We start from the raw sequence: 19,882 nt of genomic DNA, 5'->3' as shown, positions 1-19,882 counted from the left end.
GGCATAAAAAAACTGGATACGAAGGTCTTATGAAAAGCTTTCGCACCCAGTTACAAATAAAAATCAGAAATATACCTGATTTACTTCAAGAAAGGCTCTGCCTTCATTGTATCCGCAATCGGAGCACCCATTCTGGAAAGGATCGTGGGGGCAAGTTGTAACTGATCAAGAACTATATCTTCTTTGGGACCATTACCGCCACCAAACCAGTACAGAGCAACGTCTTGTTGATCTTCACCGCGCCCACCGTGGTGTCCTCTGTCGGATTGACCATGATCTGCCGTCACGATGACTTCGTAGCCATTTTCAATCCAACGCGGCAGGAAATGCGCAAGCATCGCATCAATGGCAAAACAGGCTTGATCCATCTCGCCGCAATCATGCCCAAACCTGTGCCCCATGGAATCAAGCGTACAAGTATGCAAGATGCCATAATCAATCTTATGACGTTCCGTTAGCATCGTCAGCGTCGCAAACAAATCAGCGTCTGATGGGGTCATCTGATTTATGTGCCCATAGCCCGTCATGGTATGAAAACGACCATGATTGATTGGACCATCGTCTTCGTCATATTCAATATCCCGTACCATATCAAACGGCGCACGATTAAAGAATTCTGACCAGAACGAATGCGTTACAGCGCCTGTTTTTCCACCTGCATCCCGAACCTGGCTAAAAATATCGGCCTGTTTTACGCGGAAGATTGATTGATTGGAAACGACGTGGTGCTGTTGCGGGGTTACGCCTGTATGGATAGACGCATAACAAGACGCAGATGTTGATGGTAACACTGCCCGCATTTTCCAAACACGTGCCTCGCCGGATTGAACCCAACCTTCTAGGTTACCCATATAACGACGCGCATCTCTCCAAGGCTGACCATCAAGAATGATCAACAACACTTTATTTTTAAGAGCCAAGAGATAATCTCCCTAAACAGTACTAATAACTGACCAACGTATGAAATATTGACCGTGGATATAAGTGCCGACTAATTGCCGGCACTTTCCATTTTTCGATGCGCCAAGACTTCTTCCAACCACCCCAATTTCATTTCTGGGACCGAGGAAAGTAAAAGGTCTGTATAGTCATCGAACGGAGGAGACAGAACTTCGGATTTGGTTCCGTATCTCACAAGTTCCCCAAGATACATAACAGCGATGGAATCAGATATTGATTTCACCGTTGCAAGGTCATGGGTAATGAAGAGATAGGCAACATTCTCTATCTTTTGTAAATTAAGCAAAAGCTTTAAAATGCCATCTGCAACCAAAGGATCAAGCGCAGATGTAACCTCATCACAGATAATCAGCTTGGGTTTCGCCGCCAATGAGCGCGCAATACAAACACGTTGCTTTTGCCCCCCGGAAAGTTCCGCAGGATAGCGGTCGATAAACTTTTCGCCCATTTCGATTTCATCGAGCAGCTCAATAACGCGTTTACGTTTTTCAGCACCCTTCATTCCGAAATAAAGTTCAAGCGGGCGCCCAATAATCTGACCAACTGTCTGACGTGGGTTCATCGCCACATCAGCCATCTGGTAGATCATTTGAAGTTCACGAAGATCATCTATGTTTCTATCAGGAAGTGCCGGTGTTAACTCTTTTCCGTCAAAGATAATACGTCCGTCACTCGGCGGTAAAAGCCCGGTGATCACCCGTGCAAGTGTCGATTTCCCAGACCCGGACTCACCGACGACAGCCAGTGTTTGCCCCGGGTGAATATCAACAGAAACATCTTTTAAAACCTGAATTTCTCCAGAATAAGACGCAGAGATATTCTCCACGCGAAGAATTGGGTTATCTGTCGGCTTTTTCTCTTCATGTGTAATAGAATGAGCTTTCACCAATTCCTGGGTGTACTCTTCTTTTGGCGCCTCAATGATTTCTTGAACAGTGCCATGTTCAACCATATTACCATGACGTAAAACAAGAATTTCATCCGAAACCTGTGCCACTACAGCCAAGTCATGGGTAATGTACAGGGCAGCAACACCAGTATCTCTAATCGCCTTTTTAATCGCCGCCAAGACATCAATCTGTGTTGTTACATCAAGTGCGGTTGTCGGTTCATCAAAAACGATCAAATCAGGCTTAGGGCACAGTGCCATTGCCGTCATAACGCGTTGTAATTGCCCGCCAGAAACCTGGTGCGGATACCTATTACCAATGTTTTCCGGATCAGGAAGTCCTAGCGACCTGAAGAGTTCAATCGCACGTTCTTCTGCCTGTGCTTTGTTTGAAAGTCCATGCAGAATTGTGGTTTCAATAACCTGATCCATCAAACGCATTGCTGGATTAAAAGAAGCCGCGGCAGACTGGGAAACGTAAGTTACTTCCCTGCCCCGTAGCTCTCTTAAACCTTGAGCCTGAATTTGCAGGATATCCCGTCCATTGACGAAAACTTCGCCACCTGTAATTTCAACACCACCCCGGCCATAACTCATAGAAGAAAGGCCAATAGTTGATTTACCAGCACCACTTTCACCGATTAACCCCATAACCTGACCTTTTTTTAGGTTAAGAGACACATCATGAACGATGGTAATGTCGTGGGGCTTTTCGCCCGGAGGATAGACGGTTGCACCGATTTTGAGGTTCTTAATCTCAAGAAGATTATCAGACATTATCCGCGCCCTCCCTTCAGATCACTCGTTCTATTGAGGATCCAATCCGCAACAAGGTTTACAGAAATAGCCAGAACAGCAATTGCAAAGGCAGGAATAAGCGCCGCTGGAATACCAAAGATAATACCCTCTTTATTTTCTTTCACCATCCCCCCCCAATCAGCTTCCGGGGGTTGAATACCAAGTCCAAGAAATGACAAGGAAGAAAGGAAAAGAACTGCAAAGATAAATCTTAGGCCAAATTCAGCAACCAAGGGTGATAAGGCGTTAGGCAGGATTTCCCGAAAGATGATCCATCGTGTACCTTCGCCACGTAATCGGGCCGCTTCCACGTAATCCATTACGTTAATATCAACAGCGACCGCGCGGGAAAGTCGATAAACACGTGTACTATCCAAAACCCCCATAACAACAATTAATGTCACAAGGTTGCCCGGTAATACAGATAGAACGACCAACGCAAAAATCAGGGTCGGTATTGACATCAATAGATCGACAAAACGCGACAAGACCATATCAAACCAGCCACCGGTTACCGCAGCAGTGAAACCAAGAACAGATCCCGTAACAAAAGAAAAAATTGTGGCAGCACCCGCGATAAAGATCGTGATACGAGCACCATACATCATTCGCGTAAGAAGGTCGCGACCAACATTATCTGTACCAAGCAGGAATTGGTCAGAAGCTGGTTCCCAAACATCACCAACAATCTCTGCCATACCATAAGGCGCCAATACGGGGGCGAAAATAGCTACAAAGAGAAAACAACCTGTCGCAATAATGCCGACAAGTGCACTCAGGGGAATACGTTTAAAGTTCATTTATACCATCCCCTATTTCGGATGTCTCAAGCGCGGGTTAGCCACGATTGATACAATGTCAGCAATGATATTCAGCGAGATATAAACGCTGGCGAAGATCAGGGCACAAGCCTGAACAACAGGAACATCACGTTTGGAAACGTGGTCAACCAAATACTGTCCCATTCCAGGATATACAAAGATAACCTCTACAATCACCACACCTACAACAAGATAGGCAAGATTGATCATGACAACGTTGACAATGGGAGCAATCGCATTAGGAAAAGCATGCTTTCTGATAACCGTAAAAGGATTAAGCCCTTTTAATTCAGCCGTTTCAATATAGGCAGATTGCATGACATTCAAAATGGCCGCTCGGGTCATACGCATCATGTGCGCAAGAACGACCATTGTCAGAACCACGACAGGTAAGGCAATGGCGTTTAGTTTTTCACCCAAAGTCATTGTTTCGTTCAAAATCGCAACAGAAGGAAACCAGCCGAGTTGAACTGAAACAAAATAGATGAGCAAATATCCGATAAAAAATTCTGGAAGAGAAATAGACGCAAGAGATACACCGGATATAAGTTTATCAGGCCAGCGATTACGGTACTGAACAGCCAACAGCCCTAGGATAACAGCTAATGGGACAGAAAAAGCAGCAGCCCAGCTCGCTAAAAAAAGTGTATTTTGAAGACGTGTGGAAATACCTTCACCGATAGATTTTCCATTTGAAAGTGCGGTACCAAGATCCCCTTGTAAAACACCCGATAGCCATTCGAAATAGCGGACATATGCCGGGTCATTCAGGCCAAGTTCTTTACGAAGATTAGCAACAGCTTCCGGTGTTGCTGACTGGCCTAGAATAGATTGTGCGACGTCTCCTGGCAAAATTTGGGTACCGATAAATATCAACCCAGATGCCAGAAAGAGGAGAAGGAGGCCCAACGCTATGCGTTGGGCCACCAAATTTAGAATGGGATGTCCCATGAGTCGCTGATTACGCCAACCAAGTTTTTGCGAGGGCGAAACCGTTCATCATTTCACCACTTGGATCATCTTCGTAACCGCCGACTTTATCACTGACAGCAGCAATGAAGTCATTAAACATAGGAACGATAACACCACCTTCATCACGAACCATCACACCCATTTCACGGTAGAGTGCAATACGTTTGGCTTGATCAAGTTCACCACGAGCTTCAATAAGAAGCTTATCAAAGTCAGGACGGAAGAAACGCGTGTCATTCCAATCAGCTGTTGATAGATAAGCCGTTGAATACATTTGATCTTGAACCGGACGCGATCCGCCCCAATAAGATGCACAGAATGGTTGTTTATTCCACACTTCTGTCCAATACCCGTCATCAGGCTCACGCTTAACGTCAAGCGTAATACCACATTTCGCAGCAGACTGTTGGAATAGCTGCGCAGCATCAACAGCACCAGCGAAGGCAGTACCTGCTGTCCGGAGTTGAACAGGACCTTCATGGCCTGATTTTTTGAAATGAAACTTTGCTTTATCCGGATCGAAAGAGCGTTGTTCAATATCTTCGGAGAACAGCGGATAACCACCATTGATTGGCATGTCATTACCAACAGATCCGTAACCACGAAGAATTTTATCAACCATTTCTTCACGATCAACTGCATACTTAAGAGCTAAACGTAGGTCGTTGTTATCAAACGGTGCAGTATTGCAATGCATCAGGAATACATAGTGACCGCGACCAGATACACTTTTCACCTGAAGACCGGGAACACGTTCCAGAAGATCGGCAACTTTTGGTTCCACACGGTTAATCATGTGAACCTGACCACCTTGAAGGGCCGCAGTTCTGGCTGTAGCATCGTTTAACACGACAATTTCAACCTGATCTGCATGGCCACGTGACGGATCCCAATAATTAGGATTACGCTCACCGACATGGCGTACACCCGGCTCATTAACAGCAACCTTGTATGGGCCAGTACCGATACCAGCATCAGGCGCATCCATGCCACCGTCGGGCTGAATGATTAGGTGATAATCAGACATTAAGTAAGGTAAATCAGCATTTGCCGTTTTTAGTGTAACAGAGAAAACATCACCATCAGCCTTCATGGACTCAATATTACGCATGACCCCCAATGCACCGGACTTCGTATCTTCGCCCGAGTGGCGTTGCATTGTTTTGAGTACATCTTGAGCAGTTACGCTTTTGCCGTTGTGAAACTCAACACCTTTGCGAATTGTAAAATGCCATGTTTTCGCATCAGCGGTCGGCTCGATGCTCTCAGCAAGTCGAAAATTAATTTCACCAATACGCGAAACTTCAACAAGTGTTTCGCCCCAACACTTACCAAAATCATGAGAAACTTGTGTCAGAAAGGCTGCTGGATCTAGGCTATTTGTGCTTTCCCCACCACCAAGACCAGCCTTAAGCGTTCCACCTTTTTTTGGGCCTTCGGCCATTGCCGCACTGGACAACAGACTACCAGCAGCAGCGGTAGAGACACCGACAGCAGCAGCTTTTCCCATAAACTCACGGCGATCTAATTTACCCTGAGCGGCAAGCTTTGCCAGATAATTAATATGTTGTGTCATTCCTATTCTACTCCCTGTTTGCATAAACCTTTTAGGTGAGAATCACATAAGCGTTTAATCGCTTTTATTTTATCATATGATTCAAATGATTATAAGGTTTAATTAATTTAATTCCCTGTATTAGATACCTAGACAGCGTCAAAATCTACATAAAGACAAAGTCTTGTTCTCTTAACAGAAACATAAAAACCTATACTCACCACCAGCTTTGGTTCTGTTTCCCAGAACCTTATTTTGAATAGAGTCAACTACCCATAACTTTGTCGCATTAAAGACAACAACATCACCAACAGCGACTTTCCATCCAAAAAACGTCAATTTTTGATCAAAAAACCACATCTTAGGGTCGTTTATAGTAAAAATTCAATCAAGTTATTTTTTCTAACCAATCAAATACAATCTTTTATGGAATTTAAGGCCCGCGTCACAACTAATGTATTTTAACATTTTTAAACAAAAAAGTTAATTTAAAACGTCATCGTAATTGCTTTTGTTGTTACATAGTTTCGAAGGGCTTCTACTCCCTTTTCACGGCCAATACCTGATGATTTATTGCCGCCAAACGGTATTTCTATACCACCAGCCCAATAATCGTTAACTGTTACCTGCCCAGAATCAATGGCCTTAGAAAGCTTAAGCGCATGAGTAATGTTTTGTGTATAAACCCCTGCCGCAAGAGCAAAATCAGTGCAATTCGCAGCTTCTATAGCTTCATCAAGACTATCGACAACCTGAACCGTCAACACAGGGCCAAAAATTTCCTCTTGAACCAGTTCGTCATTGTTAGGCACATCATCCATAATTGTTGGCGCATAGAACCAACCATTCTCAGTTTCTTTAGTATTGATCCGTTCACCGCCGCAAGCAACGGTTATTCCTCGAGCTTTGGCGCGCTCCACAAAGCCTTCTATTTTCTCCAACTGTTGCAGAGAATTAATCGCACCATAATTTGGATTAGTGAGAGCATGACCTGCTATTAACTGTGAAGTTTTCTCAACAATCTTTGCCACTAATTCACGATGAATTGTTCTTTCTACGACTAACCTCGAACCAGCAGAGCAAATTTGTCCTGCATTATAATAAATTGCCCAAAGAACACCTTCTGCCGTTTTCTCCAAGTCGCAATCAGCGAGGGCCACAATAGGTGATTTTCCGCCAAGCTCCAGTGTCACACTGTTGATGTTTTTGGCAGCAGCTTCCATCACCAAAGTCCCGGTACCGACTGAGCCTGTAAAGGTGATGTGTTGAACCTTCGGGTGATTGACCAGCGGGCTTCCAGCATCTGCCCCAGTACCGGTTACAACGTTATAAACACCTTTGGGAAGGCCGGCCTCAACAAAGACATCTGCCAACAATAGTGCTGTTAAAGGGGTTTGCTCTGCAGGCTTTACCACAGCTGTACACCCTGCGGCTAAAGCAGGGGCGACACCCCTTATTGTTGTAGCAAGAGGGTAATTCCAAGGAATAATATGTGCGGTAACACCAACAGATTCAACACTGGAAAATGAGAAGACACCATCCCCCAAAGGGAAAGTATCGCCCTGAATTTTATCGGCGCAACCAGCATAATAACGTAGTGCTCCAACAGAGCTCGCGACATCCCCCTTTGCTTCATCCAGCGGTTTACCTGAATCAAGAGCCTCTACTACAGCAAAATAATCAGCCTTTTGTTCCAATATATCAGCAGCCTTGAAAAGTATGAGGCCGCGCTTACTGGGTTTCATATCACGCCAAATATTGACAAAGGCATCCCTAGCAGCTTTGACAGCATTATCAACATCTTCTGACTGCCCAGCACTTACGGACGTAAATACCTTTCCATTTCCCGGGTCCTTACTATCGATCATCTCTGTTGTTGAAGCAGAAACCCACGCTCCATTAATAAATAGCTTATTTGGCAACCCCAGCAATGTACCTGTTTGAAAATATTCGCTGATCAGCGCATCTGTTGATTTGGTCATAATCACACCTAAAGGCCTTATCGTTTTATTTAACTATGTTCTGTATTCAAAGATTTTATCAAAAGCGTGAAGCATTATAGCTCACTTGATAATCCGCACTCGCAAGCCACAGAGGATCAATTTCAATCCCCCACCCCGGTTTATCTGAAAGAATAAGGTTGCCATTCACAATTTCATATCCGGTGTCAAACAAACCAGTCTGCCACGGATAGTAATCCAACCCCTCGATTGAGAATTCGAGATATTTGCCTGGGTTGTTAATTGCCGCCATAAAGTGCGCAGAAAACAACGTTACAAGAGAAAGGTTCGCACAATGTAGCGTACAGGGAATTTTTGCTGCTTCAGCCATTTTAGCAACTTCGAGGCTTCGCGTAATGCCACCCATATAACAAATATCCGGCTGAACAATATCAACAACCCTGTCTTGGATAATCTGGTTCCAAACAACCATGTTGTTATCTTGCTCTCCACCGGACACATCAAGATCAAGTACCTCTTTTACCTGTTTTGTCCAACCCAGTTCCCAATAAGGACAAGGCTCTTCAAAATGGCTAATGCCGTAATCCTGTAATAAATGACCAACTTCAATAGCTTTTTTCGGTGTGTAGGCACCATTCGCATCAACCAAAAGGGTAATATCATTGCCAAGAGTTTCCCGTACCTTTTTTACGATTTCTTCCGTACGTCCCGGCCACTGATCAACATCATGACCACATTCGCGCCCAACCCTGAATTTAAATGACGTGTAACCAAATTGTTCTCGAAGGGCGACAAATCTTTCTGCTTCTTCTTCTGGCGTAATATCGCGCCGCATGCTTGATGCATAGACGGGGAAGATTTTTCGCGTACTTCCAAGCAAGCTTGCAACGCTTTTCCCTGCTCGTTTACCATGGATATCCCAGAGAGCAGTATCTACGCCGCAAAGAGCGCGATAGAGGTAACTTCCTGGAAATTTGTGTTCTCGCTCCAGCACCGATTGGGTTAAAGCCTTGAGATCGGATGCATCCTGACCAAGCGTATGTGGCGCAATGTGCCTGTGTACGATTTGCGATGTGATATCTGCATTATAGGTTGAGACTTGCCCCCACCCCTCATCACCTTCGACTGTTCGGACCCGAACAAAACCGACATATTCATTGGAAAAGGTTTCAATGCTTGCTATTTTCACGCAGAATCTCACTCAATAAAAATCTATGGCGTACTATTAGTCCAAGCTTGCAGATAAAAGCAAACGAAGTATTATTCGTCTAAGACATCATTTTATTTGAAACTGATAATCGTACTCAGATGGCATATCAACTCCCCCCTCTAAACTGGTTGCGCGCGTTCGAAGCCGCCGCCCGTTATAATAACTTCACGACAGCAGCCAAAGAGCTCAACCTCACCCCAGCTGCAGTTAGCCATCAAGTAAGGTCTCTCGAAAAAGAGTTGGATTTCCTGTTATTTGAACGATTAGCCCGCAGTTTAAAGTTAACGGACAAGGGAAGAGCTTACCTGCCAGCAGTACGGCGAGCTTTCGAAGATATATCAGTCTCAACTACCGGGTTGTTCGGCACCAAGGGCAAGCAGACGATCAATATTCTCTGTACTGTTGCCTTTTCCGTTTCCTGGTTGGCACCAAGGTTAAAAAATTTCCTCACAAAGTATCCTGATATCAATATCAGATTACACACCGCGATCTGGACAGAATCACTCGATCACGACAACATTGATATTGATATTCGCAGCGGGCACGGTAACTGGCCTGGTTTTCACAGTCAGAAAATACACACAGAACCTTCAGTTCTTGTTGCAACACCAGACAATGTGAAGCTCCTGAAGCAATCCATTGAGACTGGCAATAAATCCCTTATCAGTCACCTCAGTTGTGTCAGGATTATGGGTTGCGAAGGCCGTTGGCAAAAAATATTCGAGACTCACCTTAAGGGAGCAGATCTCGAGGTAAATATCACAGTGGATACCTCTCTGAATTCGGTGCAGCTGGCATCCTCTGGAGCTTGCGTTTCACTTGTCTTAAAAGCCCATGCCCAACCAGATCTCGATAACGGAAAATTAATGAGGGTTGTCGAGCAAGACTTCGATTACGATGACTCTCATTACCTGTTAACACCAATAAAAAACGAAAAATCTAAACCTGAAAGTTTGTTATTTCGTAACTGGTTATTGGATCAAGCTCAGATAGAACAAAAGCATTGAAATATCTTTCAATAAGTACTTAAGCATCATCCAGCACAAGATCTGCTCCTTTTTCACCGACCATAATAGCGGCTGCATTCGTGTTTCCTGAGGGTACATTGGGAAAGATTGATGCATCAATCACACGAAGGCCATCCACACCATGAACTTTTAATTTATGATCAACGACAAACGTTTCTGGATCAGGCCCCATTCTACAGGTTCCTGAAGGATGGAAACAGGTCCAGGCGTAACCGCGAATATCGGCGATTAACTCTTCGTCTGTTTTACACTCTTTCCCCGGGCGAAACTCCTCGATGATAATATCTTTAAAGGCTTTGGTTTCGGCTAATTTTCTTAGATACTTCACACCCTCAAGCATCTCAGAAACATCTTCGTCGGTAGAAAGATAATTTGGCTTTATCATTGGTGGTTCAAACGGATCATTTGATTTAATATTTATCTCTCCGCGCGAAGTCGGGCGACAGTTTGTTAAACCCAGTTGAAAAGCAGAAAACGGATCGGGGTTGAGCATCGGTCGCGTTCCCGCCGGGGCACGCGTATAGCTCACGGGTGAGAAATATAACTGTATATTGGGTTGTTCCAAGTCCGGTCGGGTTTTAATAAAGCCTCCTCCTTGATTGATACTCAAGCTAAGGGGCCCACGCCGGAACAATACATACTTCAGTCCGGCAACCAGCTTCCCCCACAAGGAATGCAATTCGTCATTAAGACTTGGAACGGTACAGGAATAAAGATAATCCATCCCGATATGATCCTGTAGGTTCTGCCCTACTGCCGGACTATTCTGGACAACCGGAATATTATGGTCATCGAGTAAAGTCTTAGGACCAACCCCTGACAGCTGCAGCAATTGCGGGCTATTGATTGAGCCACCGCTCAGAATAATTTCTTTTTTGGCTGTAACAGTAGAAGTTTTTCCTTTGCGTACATACTGAACACCAACAGCTATTTTTCCCTCAAAAAGGACTTTTGAAACATGGGCATGAGTGACAAGTTTAAGATTCTTACGTTTTAAGGCTGGATGTAGAAACGCTTTGGCTGCGGACTCACGGAAACCATTACGGGTTGTTGTCTGATAAAGACCTATGCCTTCTTGTTCAACCCCGTTGAAGTTTTCATTATAGGCAAGACCAAGTTCCTGCCCTGAGCGGATAAAGTTTTGGCAAAGAGGGTGTAAATCTTTCGAAACATCAGAGACATGCATTGCTCCCTCTGTGCCACGATAGCCATCATCACTCAATTGATTGATTTCTGACTTTTTAAAGTAAGGCAGTACATCCTGATAGCTCCATCCCGGATTTCCGATTGCAGCCCAATCATCGTAATCTTTTTTATGGCCCCGGATATACACCATGGCGTTAATTGAGCTGGATCCACCAAGCACCTTTCCGCGTGGCCAATAGCTCTGCCTGTTTGCTGTACCTTTATCTGCTTCAGTCAGGTACATCCAGTTAACGGACTTTTGGTAATATGTCTTTCCGTAGCCAATTGGAACTTGAACCCAAAATCGTTTATCACTTCCTCCAGCTTCAAGAATTAAAACAGAATTTTTACCGCTTTCACTGAGGCGATTTGCCAAGACACAGCCCGCGGAACCCGCACCAACAACGATATAGTCAAAAGACCGCTTTTCTTTAACCATGTCTCAAAACCTGAAAAATTGCGTACAAAAATGAATTTCTTTTTTTCATTTATGAGCAAATATCCAAGCAGTTCAAACAATATTTTGCCTAATCAAAGCAAGACATTGTTATATTTGTCACTAGAGGTCTGTAGATTTGTTAAGAATGCTTTATGATATTGATATAAATGAATTATCTTCCTTTCCAGACAGGAAATCTTTTTTCAACAAAAGCTAACGATCCTTCTTTAGAGTCTTCACTTCTCAGCATCTTTTCATAATATTTCCATTTTCCTGAACGCATATCTTGATAACAGGCCTCATCATCAAGACCAGACGTTTTTTGCAAAACCTCTTTAACTGCCATAACAGATAAAGGCGCAGCTTCTAAAATTTGATCCGCGAATGCTCTGGTTGCTGTCATAAGGTCTTCGCTTGTCACCACTTTATTCACCAGTCCCCATTGAGCGGCTTCATTCGCATCCATACGCCGCCCAGTTAAAAGCAATTCCATGGCAATTGCCCTAGGAAGCCTTTTTGGAAGACGGAAAGATGCTGCATCAGCGATCAGACCAACCTTTGCTTCTGGTAGGAAAAATTGTGCATGATCTGCTGCAATAATAAAATCAGCAGCAAGGGCTAATTCAAAACCACCGCCAACAGCCATCCCATTTACAGCGGCAATAATTGGCTTATAACAATCATGGAGTTCCGTTATGCCCGCAAATCCACCGGGGCCATAGTCAGTATCCGGGGCTTCCCCGTCGTTACTGGCAACCAAATCCCATCCGGCTGAAAAAAACTTTTCACCACCAGCTGTTAAAATAGCAACCCGAAGGTCGGGATCATCACGGAAGTCACAAAATACTTTTCCCATTGCCTTACTGGTTTCGGCATCAATAGCGTTTGCTTTGGGGCGGTCCAGTGTCACTTCCAGAACGGACCCTCGTCTTTCAACCTTAACAACATCTGACATCAATTCACTCTTTCCTCTGAAACCATTCGGATCATCGCATCTGCTATAACAACGCCTTTTCCTTTTGGAAGAACCATAACCGGGTTTAAATCCATTTCGACAAGTTTATTTTCATTATGCCTAGCAAAATCTGCAACCAATAAAATTGTATCTATTAACGTGTCGATATCGCCAGCACCTTGGCCACGATACCCATTCAACAGCTTATACAGTTTGAGTTTTTTCAAAGCAGCGTGAAGATCATGACGTGAAACTGGTAATAGTAATGCTATTGAATCCTGCATCAACTCAACCCAAACACCGCCAGAACCCACGACAAGAGAAAGCCCGAATTGAGGATCGCGTGTCACGCCGATGATAACTTCGGCAACAACATCTTTAACCATGTTTTCGACAAGAACTTTGTCAGACAAATGCGCCATTCTTTCTGCCGCACATGTTACCTCTTTAGCACTTTGAAGGTTCAAAGCCACGCCACCAACTTCTGTCTTATGGGCGAGATCAGCACTCACAGCCTTAACAACAACCGGAAAACCAATTTGTTCCGCAGTAAAACCCGCTTCTGAAATGGCAACTGTTTCACTCTCCGGAACTATAAATCCGTATTCTTTTAGACGTAATTTTGCTAGGGCTTCATCAAGTAAAACAACCTCACCTTCTACTTCAGAACATATCCCTACCCTTGAACATACGTTATTATTCGCAATATCCTTCCATCTAGTCGCTATCCATGCCGCGGATGAGATAGCCTTCAATCCATCTTCTACGCCTTGTAATGGCACCACGTTATTTCTGATCAAAGTGGATCGTGCTTTTGCCGGAAGATTTTCCGGAAGTGTGGCAAGAACGGCTGCTTGATGCCCGGAGTTTTTCTGTGCCGCAATCATTGCATCCAGTGCAATATCCCACTCATGAGCCTCGCTTAAACTACCTCTGGGGTAATCCAACACCAAAAGGCTGATGTCATACCCACCCTGCATAACACGGGTAAAACAGTTGGTTTTCTCTTCTATATCTCCCCAAATATAGGTGTGGTAATCAAAGGGATTTGATATAGAAACTTTTTCCCCAAGCTGCTTTTGTAACTGAGAAGACTGAACATCTGGGATCGGATTAAATTTTAAGCCAAGTTGACTGCCAAAATCAGCAATCAAAGCAGCATCCCCCCCAGAGCAACTAAGCGAAGCGATGTTATTACCCGATAGAGGTCCCGCGACATGAAGGAGCTTTAGGGTTTCAATCATCTCACTAAGTGTACGAACACGAGCAACCCCAATACGTTGAAACAAAGCAGTATAAAGTTCATCAGACCCAGCCAGAGTAGAGGTATGGCTTAGGGCAATCTCGGCCCCGATGTCAGATCCTCCTGATTTTAAGGCAATCACAGGTATGCCCTTAGTTCTGGCTTTATCTACGGCACCACAAAACCCGGGGATATCATCAACCCCTTCCATATGAAGGCCTATTGCGGTCACACGATCATCATCACAAAGAGCATCAATGTAATCAGGCATAGATAACACGGCCTGGTTTCCAACAGAAATCATATAGGCAATGGGCAGTGATCTTTCCTGCATTGTCAGGCTGATGCCGATATTTCCACTTTGGGTAATGATCGCGACACCTTTATCAACATGCTGCCCGCCATGATGATCAGGCCAGAGAGCAGCACCATCCAGATAATTTAGAATACCGTAGCAATTCGGGCCAACCAACGCCAAATCACCAACGCTGCTCATCAGATTTGTATGATAATCCTGCCCGTCAGAAGTTTCGGAAAACCCAGATGCGTAACAAATTACGCCACCTGCCCCCATCTTCTGCAGATCTTTAATCACGGATATAGCTGGTTCGCGAGGTATCGCGACGAAAGCGGCATCAGGTGCTGTTGGCAGATCGTTTACCGATGCAAAGCACTTTAATCCTTCAATCTCATTTCTGCGTGCATTTACGGCCCACAGTTCCCCCTGAAATCCTGTTTTACGGCTTTGCCGGATGACTTCAGCAGCCTCAGCTCCACCAACAACAGCTATGTTTTGGGGGCAAAGCAGGCGTTTTATATTTGCTGATTTTGACATTTCAGAACTCCCCGGATCAATGACATGCCCGATTACGCGCCAAGAGGTCTAAGTAAACCCCTTGAAATGATATGGCGTTGAATTTCGCTGGTGCCGTCCCAGATCCGCTCAACCCGGGCATCACGCCAAAAGCGTTCGATAGGAAGTTCGGTCATCAAACCCATTCCGCCAAAAATCTGAAGACTTTCATCCGTTACTCTGGCCAGCATTTCTGTTGCATGAACCTTAGCCATGGCAATGTCCTGATCCGCAGGAAGATCCTTATCTAATTTCCAAGCTGCACCCATGGTTAAGTATTCAGCGGCTTGAATGTCTGTCGCCATATCAGCCAATTTGAAGGAAACGCCCTGGAATTTTCCAATAGCCTGTCCAAACTGTTTTCGCTCAGCGGCCCAATTAACCGCCAAATCAAAACAACGTTGCGCCCGACCGACTGACATAGCTGCTACAGTCAATCTTGTGGCCCCTAACCATGTATTCGCTTCGTCAAATCCCTTGCCTTCTTCCCCGAGTATTTGCGTGGCAGGAATGCGGCAGTTATCAAAATTGAGGATGGAATTGTTGTATCCCCGATGTGATACACATTTGTAACCTTCTCTTATTTCAAATCCCGGAGTTCCGCGATCTACAAGAAAGCAGGTGATTTGTTTTTTCTTGCCCCGAGGAGTTTCTTCCTCTCCAGTTGCAATAAAAACAATGGCAAAGTCCGCTTCATCAGCGTGCGTTATGAAATGCTTGGTACCATTAAGTATCCAGTCATCCCCGTCTCTGACGGCAGATGCCTTCATTGACCTTACATCTGACCCTGCATCAGGTTCGGTCATCGCGATACAGTCTATCTTCTCCCCGCGAATAGCTGGCATCAGATATTTTTCGACCTGATCGCCTTTACAACCGCAAAGAATATTAGAGGGGCGCCCAAAGATAACACTCAGCGCCTGAGAAGCGCGCCCCAGCTCTCTCTCTAGTAAGGACATGGTGACGTAGTCTAATCCGCCACCTCCGAATTCTTCAGGTATATTGGCTGCGTAAAACCCTAAATCCAAAACTTTTTGACGTATTTCTTTGGTCAGTTCAGCGGGAACATAACCCAACTCTTCAACAGTATTTTCATGGGGGTACAGTTCTTTTTCAACAAAATTCCGAACAGTATCAACAACCATTTGTTGTTCTTCCGAAAGACCAAAATCCATATCACTTCTCCCTAAACCCTAACTGTTCCTGATTTATGATCTCTAAGCTTTCACCATTAAATCAGGACATCAAAAGGCATTCCACGTTGAAAATCAACACAGATTGAATATCAATATTTCCAAGTGTCATGGCGACACTGGTATTTGACACTTATTTGCAGATCGGATTAAAAATCAAAGACAAAACCCGGCTGCAAGATTATCTATTATTTGGGTGGTGGCACCATCATTTGTCTGCTTAAACGTTCCGGAGCAGGCAGTTTTTTATGTGCATCAAGTATTTTTTCTAACACATTCAGTATTTCAGGTTTCGCAGGACAAGCTCTCCCGGCTTTCATATCAACGTGCAAGACCATTTGCTCTGCTGTTGCGAGTAAGCTGTTGTCCTTTTCCTTGTACATTTTATGATAGAAATGGATGCGTTTATCATCCAGACCAAGTAGTTGTGTCATAACTATCAAAGGCTCATGCACTGAGACTTCAAGAATATTATTTATATGGGTTTCAACAGTATAATACGAATGACCATTAGCATGGTATTCAGCATTTACGCCGACATAACGAAAGAGCGCATCAGAGGCATCGCCAAAAACCTGCAAATAACGAGATTCAGTCATGTGGTTATTATAATCAATCCACTCGGGATGAACTTTGTCTCTATGAAGGTTCAATGGTTTGGTTAAATCATCCTGTTCAGACCATTCTTTAGAACCACTTGCGTCCCCATACAGCCCTTCATCGTCTTCTTTCAGTACTTTTCCAGATGCATAGTTAAAGCTGCGCAAGGACTGCATAATAGACACAAGACAATTGTCTCGTAGCTGCTCCAGATCACGGATTGAATAACCCTCTGCCTGTTGTTGCGTTCCTTCAACCATTCGATCAATAAGTTGATCTGTCAGTTCAGGCGCTTTTAATTTTGTCCAGGGTAACTCAAGCGCCGGACCGAATTGTTCCAGCATATGGCGCATCCCCTGTTCGCCACCAGCAAGATGAAATGTGAGGCATGTCCCCATAAAAGCCCAACGTAGCCCTGGTCCATATATGACTGCCTGATCTATTTCATCTGTTGTTGCAACCCCATCAGCAACCATGTGTAAGGCTTCACGCCATAGAGCTTCCTGAAGGCGATCAGAAATATACCCTTCTATTTCTTTTCGAACCTTAAGGGGTTTCATCCCGATCGAGCTATAGAACGCCATGGCAGCATCTATAAATTGGGCGGTCGTTTTTTCTCCGCCAAGAACCTCGACAAGAGGCAAGAGGTAAACAGGGTTGAAAGGATGACCGATCAAAACACGTTCAGGATGGATACAATCAGCCTGAATAACCGTTGGAAGCAACCCAGAGGAACTGGAGGCGATAATAACATCCGGTTCTGCGTGTTTACTTATTTTCGCAAGAAGATTTCTTTTTAAGTCTTCCCGTTCCGGTGCATTTTCTTGGACGAAATCAGCCTTGGAAATAGCCTCGGCAAGGTCTGTAGTGAACGTCAGTGTGCCCTTTTCCTTACGTGGGGCCAGACTAAGTTGATTCAAAGCAGGCTCAGCATTGGATACAACTTCTCTCAGGCCTCGTTCTGCCCCAGCAGAAACATCCGTCACGACCACATCAATTCCTCGGTGAAGACATCGCGCGGCCCATCCAGCCCCGATAACACCAGCCCCAACGACGGCAACTGTTCTGATTTCACGTGCCATTTTTTAACACCCTGCTCATATCTATGTTTTAAAAATTATAATTAAGCCTGCTTGACGGCATTGAACATTTTACGAGCATCTTCAGCTGTAAGTGTCTTCGCCCCCATTCGTTCAATAATTTCCTTGGCTCGGCTTACCAACTGTCCATTACTCGCAAGGACACCACGTTCCAGGTAAAGGTTATCTTCCAGCCCAACGCGAACGTGACCGCCAAAGATAACTGATTGTGCAGCCATCGGCATTTGAGCTGGGCCAACCCCGAAAGCGCCCCAATTTGCCCCTTCAGGAAGCATATTACGCATCGCAAGCATGGTTTCGCCATTTGCTTCAGCCGCGAAAGAAATGCCAAGACAAAGCTGAAACAAAGGTGGTGCATCAATTAAACCTTCCGACATTAGCTGCTTTGCCATCCAGATATGACCAAGTTCAAAAGCTTCAATTTCAGGTTTCACCCCCATCTTTTGAATAATCGCAGCCATCTCACGCAGCATATCCGGCGTCGAGATATAGGCATAATCGCTGAAATTCAAAGATCCGCAGTCAAAGGTACAAATTTCAGGACGAATAGCATCAATATGTTTGAGACGATCAACAGGACTGAGCATATCAGTTCCCGGTCCGCCGACATTGGGATTTGTTGCATCGGGGACAAACTCTCCCCCCATGCCTGCCGTGATGTTGATAACAACATCCACGCCTTTTCTCTTCATTTTATCCCGAAGAAGACCAACTGTTTCCTGATAAAGTTCCAAATCATTGCTAGCCTGACCGGTATCCGGATTTCTAACGTGCAAATGGGCAATAGCAGCCCCCGCCAATGCAGCCTCAATCGCGGCATCAGAAATCTCGTCTGGCGTTACAGGAACATTCATATGTCGATCTTTTTTGATGCCTGAGCCTGTTACAGGACAGGTGATAATAACTTCATTATTCATAGTAATTCCCTCTTTCACGCTACCCTATCAGAACATCAATTCCAAAGATGAGTCCCTTTATTTTTTTAAGTGTAGGGCGGTTTTTATTTCTCAATTTACACTTTGCGCTAATTATGAAACATTTCACGCCAACCGATATCTAATAGATGAGAACGTCAAGATGTATCTATTTGGAAGAGAAGCTGAAACCAAACCTCAAAAAGTTGCGTTTTTACTCGTACCGGGCTTTTCAATGCTTTGTTTCTCTTCGGCGTTAGAGCCTTTGCGTGCTGCTAATTTTAAGGTCGGTGAAAAAATATATGAATGGAAATTATATTCCATCCATGGCTCAACAGTACGCGCCAGTAACGGTATGGACATTAATGTTGATGCAGAAATTGCATTGGACGACAATATTCCTGTCTTGATCATTTGTGCCAGTTATGATGTGGAAGAAAGTAATACAAAACAACTAGCCGCAATTCTTCGAAGGCTTCGCTCAAAAGGGACCGAGTTTGGTGGCATGGATGCGGGGAGCGAAATTCTTGCCAAAGCTGGTCTTCTGGATGGCTATAAAGCGACCGTTCATTGGGAGAATTTTGAAAGCTTCATCGAGACTTATCCTAATGTACAGGCAGAATTGGATCTTTATATTGTTGATCGTAACCGGTTCACATCAGGCGGGGGCACAACCAGTCTGGACATGATGTTACAACTCATCAGGGTTCAACACGGTTTGAAATTATCCACTGATGTTGCTGATATATTTATCTATCAAAGATTCCGCGAAGGAAACAACCCACAACGACTGATTTCTAACAACCCACAAATCCGGAACAATAAAGTCCTGACCAAAGCGATAGAAACGATGGAAGCAACCATCGAAACGCCGCTCCTCATAACAGAGCTTGCTAAAAAAATCGACTCTACCGTCAGAGAACTAGAACGACTTTTCAAGAAACATTTAAAAACGTCCCCTGCCTCATATTATAGAAACCATCGATTGGATATAGCACAGAGACTATTGAAGCAAACGGACCTGTCTATTCTTGAGATTGCCATTCGTTGTGGTTTTAACTCTGCAACATCTTTTGCCCGAAGCTATCGCAATCGTTTTGGCCAAGCCCCCAAAACAAGTCGGCGTATTATATCTTAATATATTAGATACAATACTTAGTATATATATTTATTAAATATAATTTTTTTAGTTTTAATTATTTTATA

General features: G+C 44.4%; 15 protein-coding genes. 2 read left to right on the top strand and 13 right to left on the bottom strand.

Features of this window, described 5'->3' with window-relative positions:
* Window positions 1-80 precede the first annotated feature (80 nt).
* The 7 genes from ACN0QW_RS18225 to ACN0QW_RS18195 form a co-directional block, all read right to left on the bottom strand.
* Window positions 81-920 (bottom strand): alkaline phosphatase family protein, encoded by an 840-nt coding sequence (locus ACN0QW_RS18225; protein ID WP_417433533.1) that lies wholly within the window; start codon window positions 918-920, stop codon window positions 81-83.
* A 71-nt stretch (window positions 921-991) separates the two neighbouring features.
* Entirely contained in the window at window positions 992-2,626 is a 1,635-nt protein-coding gene (locus ACN0QW_RS18220) for an ABC transporter ATP-binding protein (RefSeq protein ID WP_417433531.1), read from the bottom strand.
* A complete protein-coding gene (locus ACN0QW_RS18215; protein ID WP_299371865.1) occupies window positions 2,626-3,447 on the bottom strand; it encodes an ABC transporter permease in 822 nt (273 codons plus the stop codon). The genes ACN0QW_RS18220 and ACN0QW_RS18215 overlap by 1 nt, the downstream gene beginning before the upstream one ends.
* A gap of 12 nt (window positions 3,448-3,459) precedes the next feature.
* Entirely contained in the window at window positions 3,460-4,419 is a 960-nt protein-coding gene (locus ACN0QW_RS18210) for an ABC transporter permease (protein ID WP_417433529.1), read from the bottom strand.
* Between the two features lie 10 nt (window positions 4,420-4,429).
* A complete protein-coding gene (locus ACN0QW_RS18205; protein ID WP_417433527.1) occupies window positions 4,430-6,016 on the bottom strand; it encodes an ABC transporter substrate-binding protein in 1,587 nt (528 codons plus the stop codon).
* A 467-nt stretch (window positions 6,017-6,483) separates the two neighbouring features.
* Entirely contained in the window at window positions 6,484-7,977 is a 1,494-nt protein-coding gene (locus tag ACN0QW_RS18200) for an aldehyde dehydrogenase family protein (protein WP_417433525.1), read from the bottom strand.
* A 58-nt stretch (window positions 7,978-8,035) separates the two neighbouring features.
* The gene (locus ACN0QW_RS18195; RefSeq protein ID WP_417433524.1) at window positions 8,036-9,145 is read right to left on the bottom strand and encodes a mandelate racemase/muconate lactonizing enzyme family protein; all 1,110 of its coding nucleotides are present in this window, start codon (window positions 9,143-9,145) and stop codon (window positions 8,036-8,038) included.
* A gap of 119 nt (window positions 9,146-9,264) precedes the next feature.
* On the opposite strand from ACN0QW_RS18195, the gene ACN0QW_RS18190 reads away from it, so the two are divergent.
* Window positions 9,265-10,173, top strand: coding sequence for a LysR substrate-binding domain-containing protein (locus ACN0QW_RS18190; protein WP_417433522.1), 909 nt, complete (start codon window positions 9,265-9,267; stop codon window positions 10,171-10,173).
* Window positions 10,174-10,192: 19 nt separating this feature from the next.
* Here the strand turns inward: ACN0QW_RS18190 and ACN0QW_RS18185 are convergent, their stop codons facing one another.
* From ACN0QW_RS18185 to ACN0QW_RS18160, 6 genes are all read right to left on the bottom strand, one after another.
* Window positions 10,193-11,818 (bottom strand): GMC family oxidoreductase, encoded by a 1,626-nt coding sequence (locus ACN0QW_RS18185; protein WP_417433520.1) that lies wholly within the window; start codon window positions 11,816-11,818, stop codon window positions 10,193-10,195.
* Between the two features lie 172 nt (window positions 11,819-11,990).
* The gene (locus ACN0QW_RS18180) at window positions 11,991-12,773 is read right to left on the bottom strand and encodes an enoyl-CoA hydratase-related protein (protein ID WP_417433518.1); all 783 of its coding nucleotides are present in this window, start codon (window positions 12,771-12,773) and stop codon (window positions 11,991-11,993) included.
* Window positions 12,773-14,851 (bottom strand): acetate--CoA ligase family protein, encoded by a 2,079-nt coding sequence (locus ACN0QW_RS18175; RefSeq protein ID WP_417433516.1) that lies wholly within the window; start codon window positions 14,849-14,851, stop codon window positions 12,773-12,775. Before ACN0QW_RS18175 ends, ACN0QW_RS18180 begins: the two co-directional genes overlap by 1 nt.
* 32 nt (window positions 14,852-14,883) lie before the next feature.
* Window positions 14,884-16,044: an acyl-CoA dehydrogenase family protein gene (locus ACN0QW_RS18170; protein ID WP_417433514.1), complete on the bottom strand. Its 1,161-nt coding sequence runs from the start codon at window positions 16,042-16,044 to the stop codon at window positions 14,884-14,886.
* Between the two features lie 206 nt (window positions 16,045-16,250).
* Window positions 16,251-17,744 (bottom strand): carnitine 3-dehydrogenase, encoded by a 1,494-nt coding sequence (locus tag ACN0QW_RS18165; protein WP_417433512.1) that lies wholly within the window; start codon window positions 17,742-17,744, stop codon window positions 16,251-16,253.
* Window positions 17,745-17,785: 41 nt separating this feature from the next.
* Complete coding sequence (locus tag ACN0QW_RS18160; RefSeq protein ID WP_417433510.1) at window positions 17,786-18,679, bottom strand: 3-keto-5-aminohexanoate cleavage protein; 894 nt, start codon at window positions 18,677-18,679, stop codon at window positions 17,786-17,788.
* Between the two features lie 160 nt (window positions 18,680-18,839).
* Here ACN0QW_RS18160 and ACN0QW_RS18155 point away from each other — a divergent pair, with 160 nt between their 5' ends.
* A complete protein-coding gene (locus ACN0QW_RS18155) occupies window positions 18,840-19,814 on the top strand; it encodes a GlxA family transcriptional regulator (RefSeq protein ID WP_417433508.1) in 975 nt (324 codons plus the stop codon).
* Window positions 19,815-19,882 lie beyond the last annotated feature (68 nt).

The sequence above is a fragment of the Kiloniella sp. genome (assembly GCF_048259265.1).
Taxonomy (GTDB): Bacteria; Pseudomonadota; Alphaproteobacteria; order Kiloniellales; family Kiloniellaceae; genus Kiloniella.
The sequence above is the reverse complement of the archived record's forward strand: the minus strand, read 5'-3'. Positions and strand labels throughout refer to the sequence as shown.

Bases quoted from the DNA above. Each gene is read 5' to 3' on its own strand.
- ACN0QW_RS18220 (WP_417433531.1), bottom strand. From the start codon at position 2,626: ATGTCTGATAATCTTCTTGAGATTAAGAACCTCAAAATCGGTGCAACC.
- ACN0QW_RS18215 (WP_299371865.1), bottom strand. From the start codon at position 3,447: ATGAACTTTAAACGTATTCCCCTGAGTGCACTTGTCGGCATTATTGCG.
- ACN0QW_RS18210 (WP_417433529.1), bottom strand. From the start codon at position 4,419: ATGGGACATCCCATTCTAAATTTGGTGGCCCAACGCATAGCGTTGGGC.
- ACN0QW_RS18205 (WP_417433527.1), bottom strand. From the start codon at position 6,016: ATGACACAACATATTAATTATCTGGCAAAGCTTGCCGCTCAGGGTAAA.
- ACN0QW_RS18200 (WP_417433525.1), bottom strand. From the start codon at position 7,977: ATGACCAAATCAACAGATGCGCTGATCAGCGAATATTTTCAAACAGGT.
- ACN0QW_RS18190 (WP_417433522.1), top strand. From the start codon at position 9,265: ATGGCATATCAACTCCCCCCTCTAAACTGGTTGCGCGCGTTCGAAGCC.
- ACN0QW_RS18185 (WP_417433520.1), bottom strand. From the start codon at position 11,818: ATGGTTAAAGAAAAGCGGTCTTTTGACTATATCGTTGTTGGTGCGGGT.
- ACN0QW_RS18180 (WP_417433518.1), bottom strand. From the start codon at position 12,773: ATGTCAGATGTTGTTAAGGTTGAAAGACGAGGGTCCGTTCTGGAAGTG.
- ACN0QW_RS18175 (WP_417433516.1), bottom strand. From the start codon at position 14,851: ATGTCAAAATCAGCAAATATAAAACGCCTGCTTTGCCCCCAAAACATA.
- ACN0QW_RS18170 (WP_417433514.1), bottom strand. From the start codon at position 16,044: ATGGATTTTGGTCTTTCGGAAGAACAACAAATGGTTGTTGATACTGTT.
- ACN0QW_RS18165 (WP_417433512.1), bottom strand. From the start codon at position 17,744: ATGGCACGTGAAATCAGAACAGTTGCCGTCGTTGGGGCTGGTGTTATC.
- ACN0QW_RS18160 (WP_417433510.1), bottom strand. From the start codon at position 18,679: ATGAATAATGAAGTTATTATCACCTGTCCTGTAACAGGCTCAGGCATC.
- ACN0QW_RS18155 (WP_417433508.1), top strand. From the start codon at position 18,840: ATGTATCTATTTGGAAGAGAAGCTGAAACCAAACCTCAAAAAGTTGCG.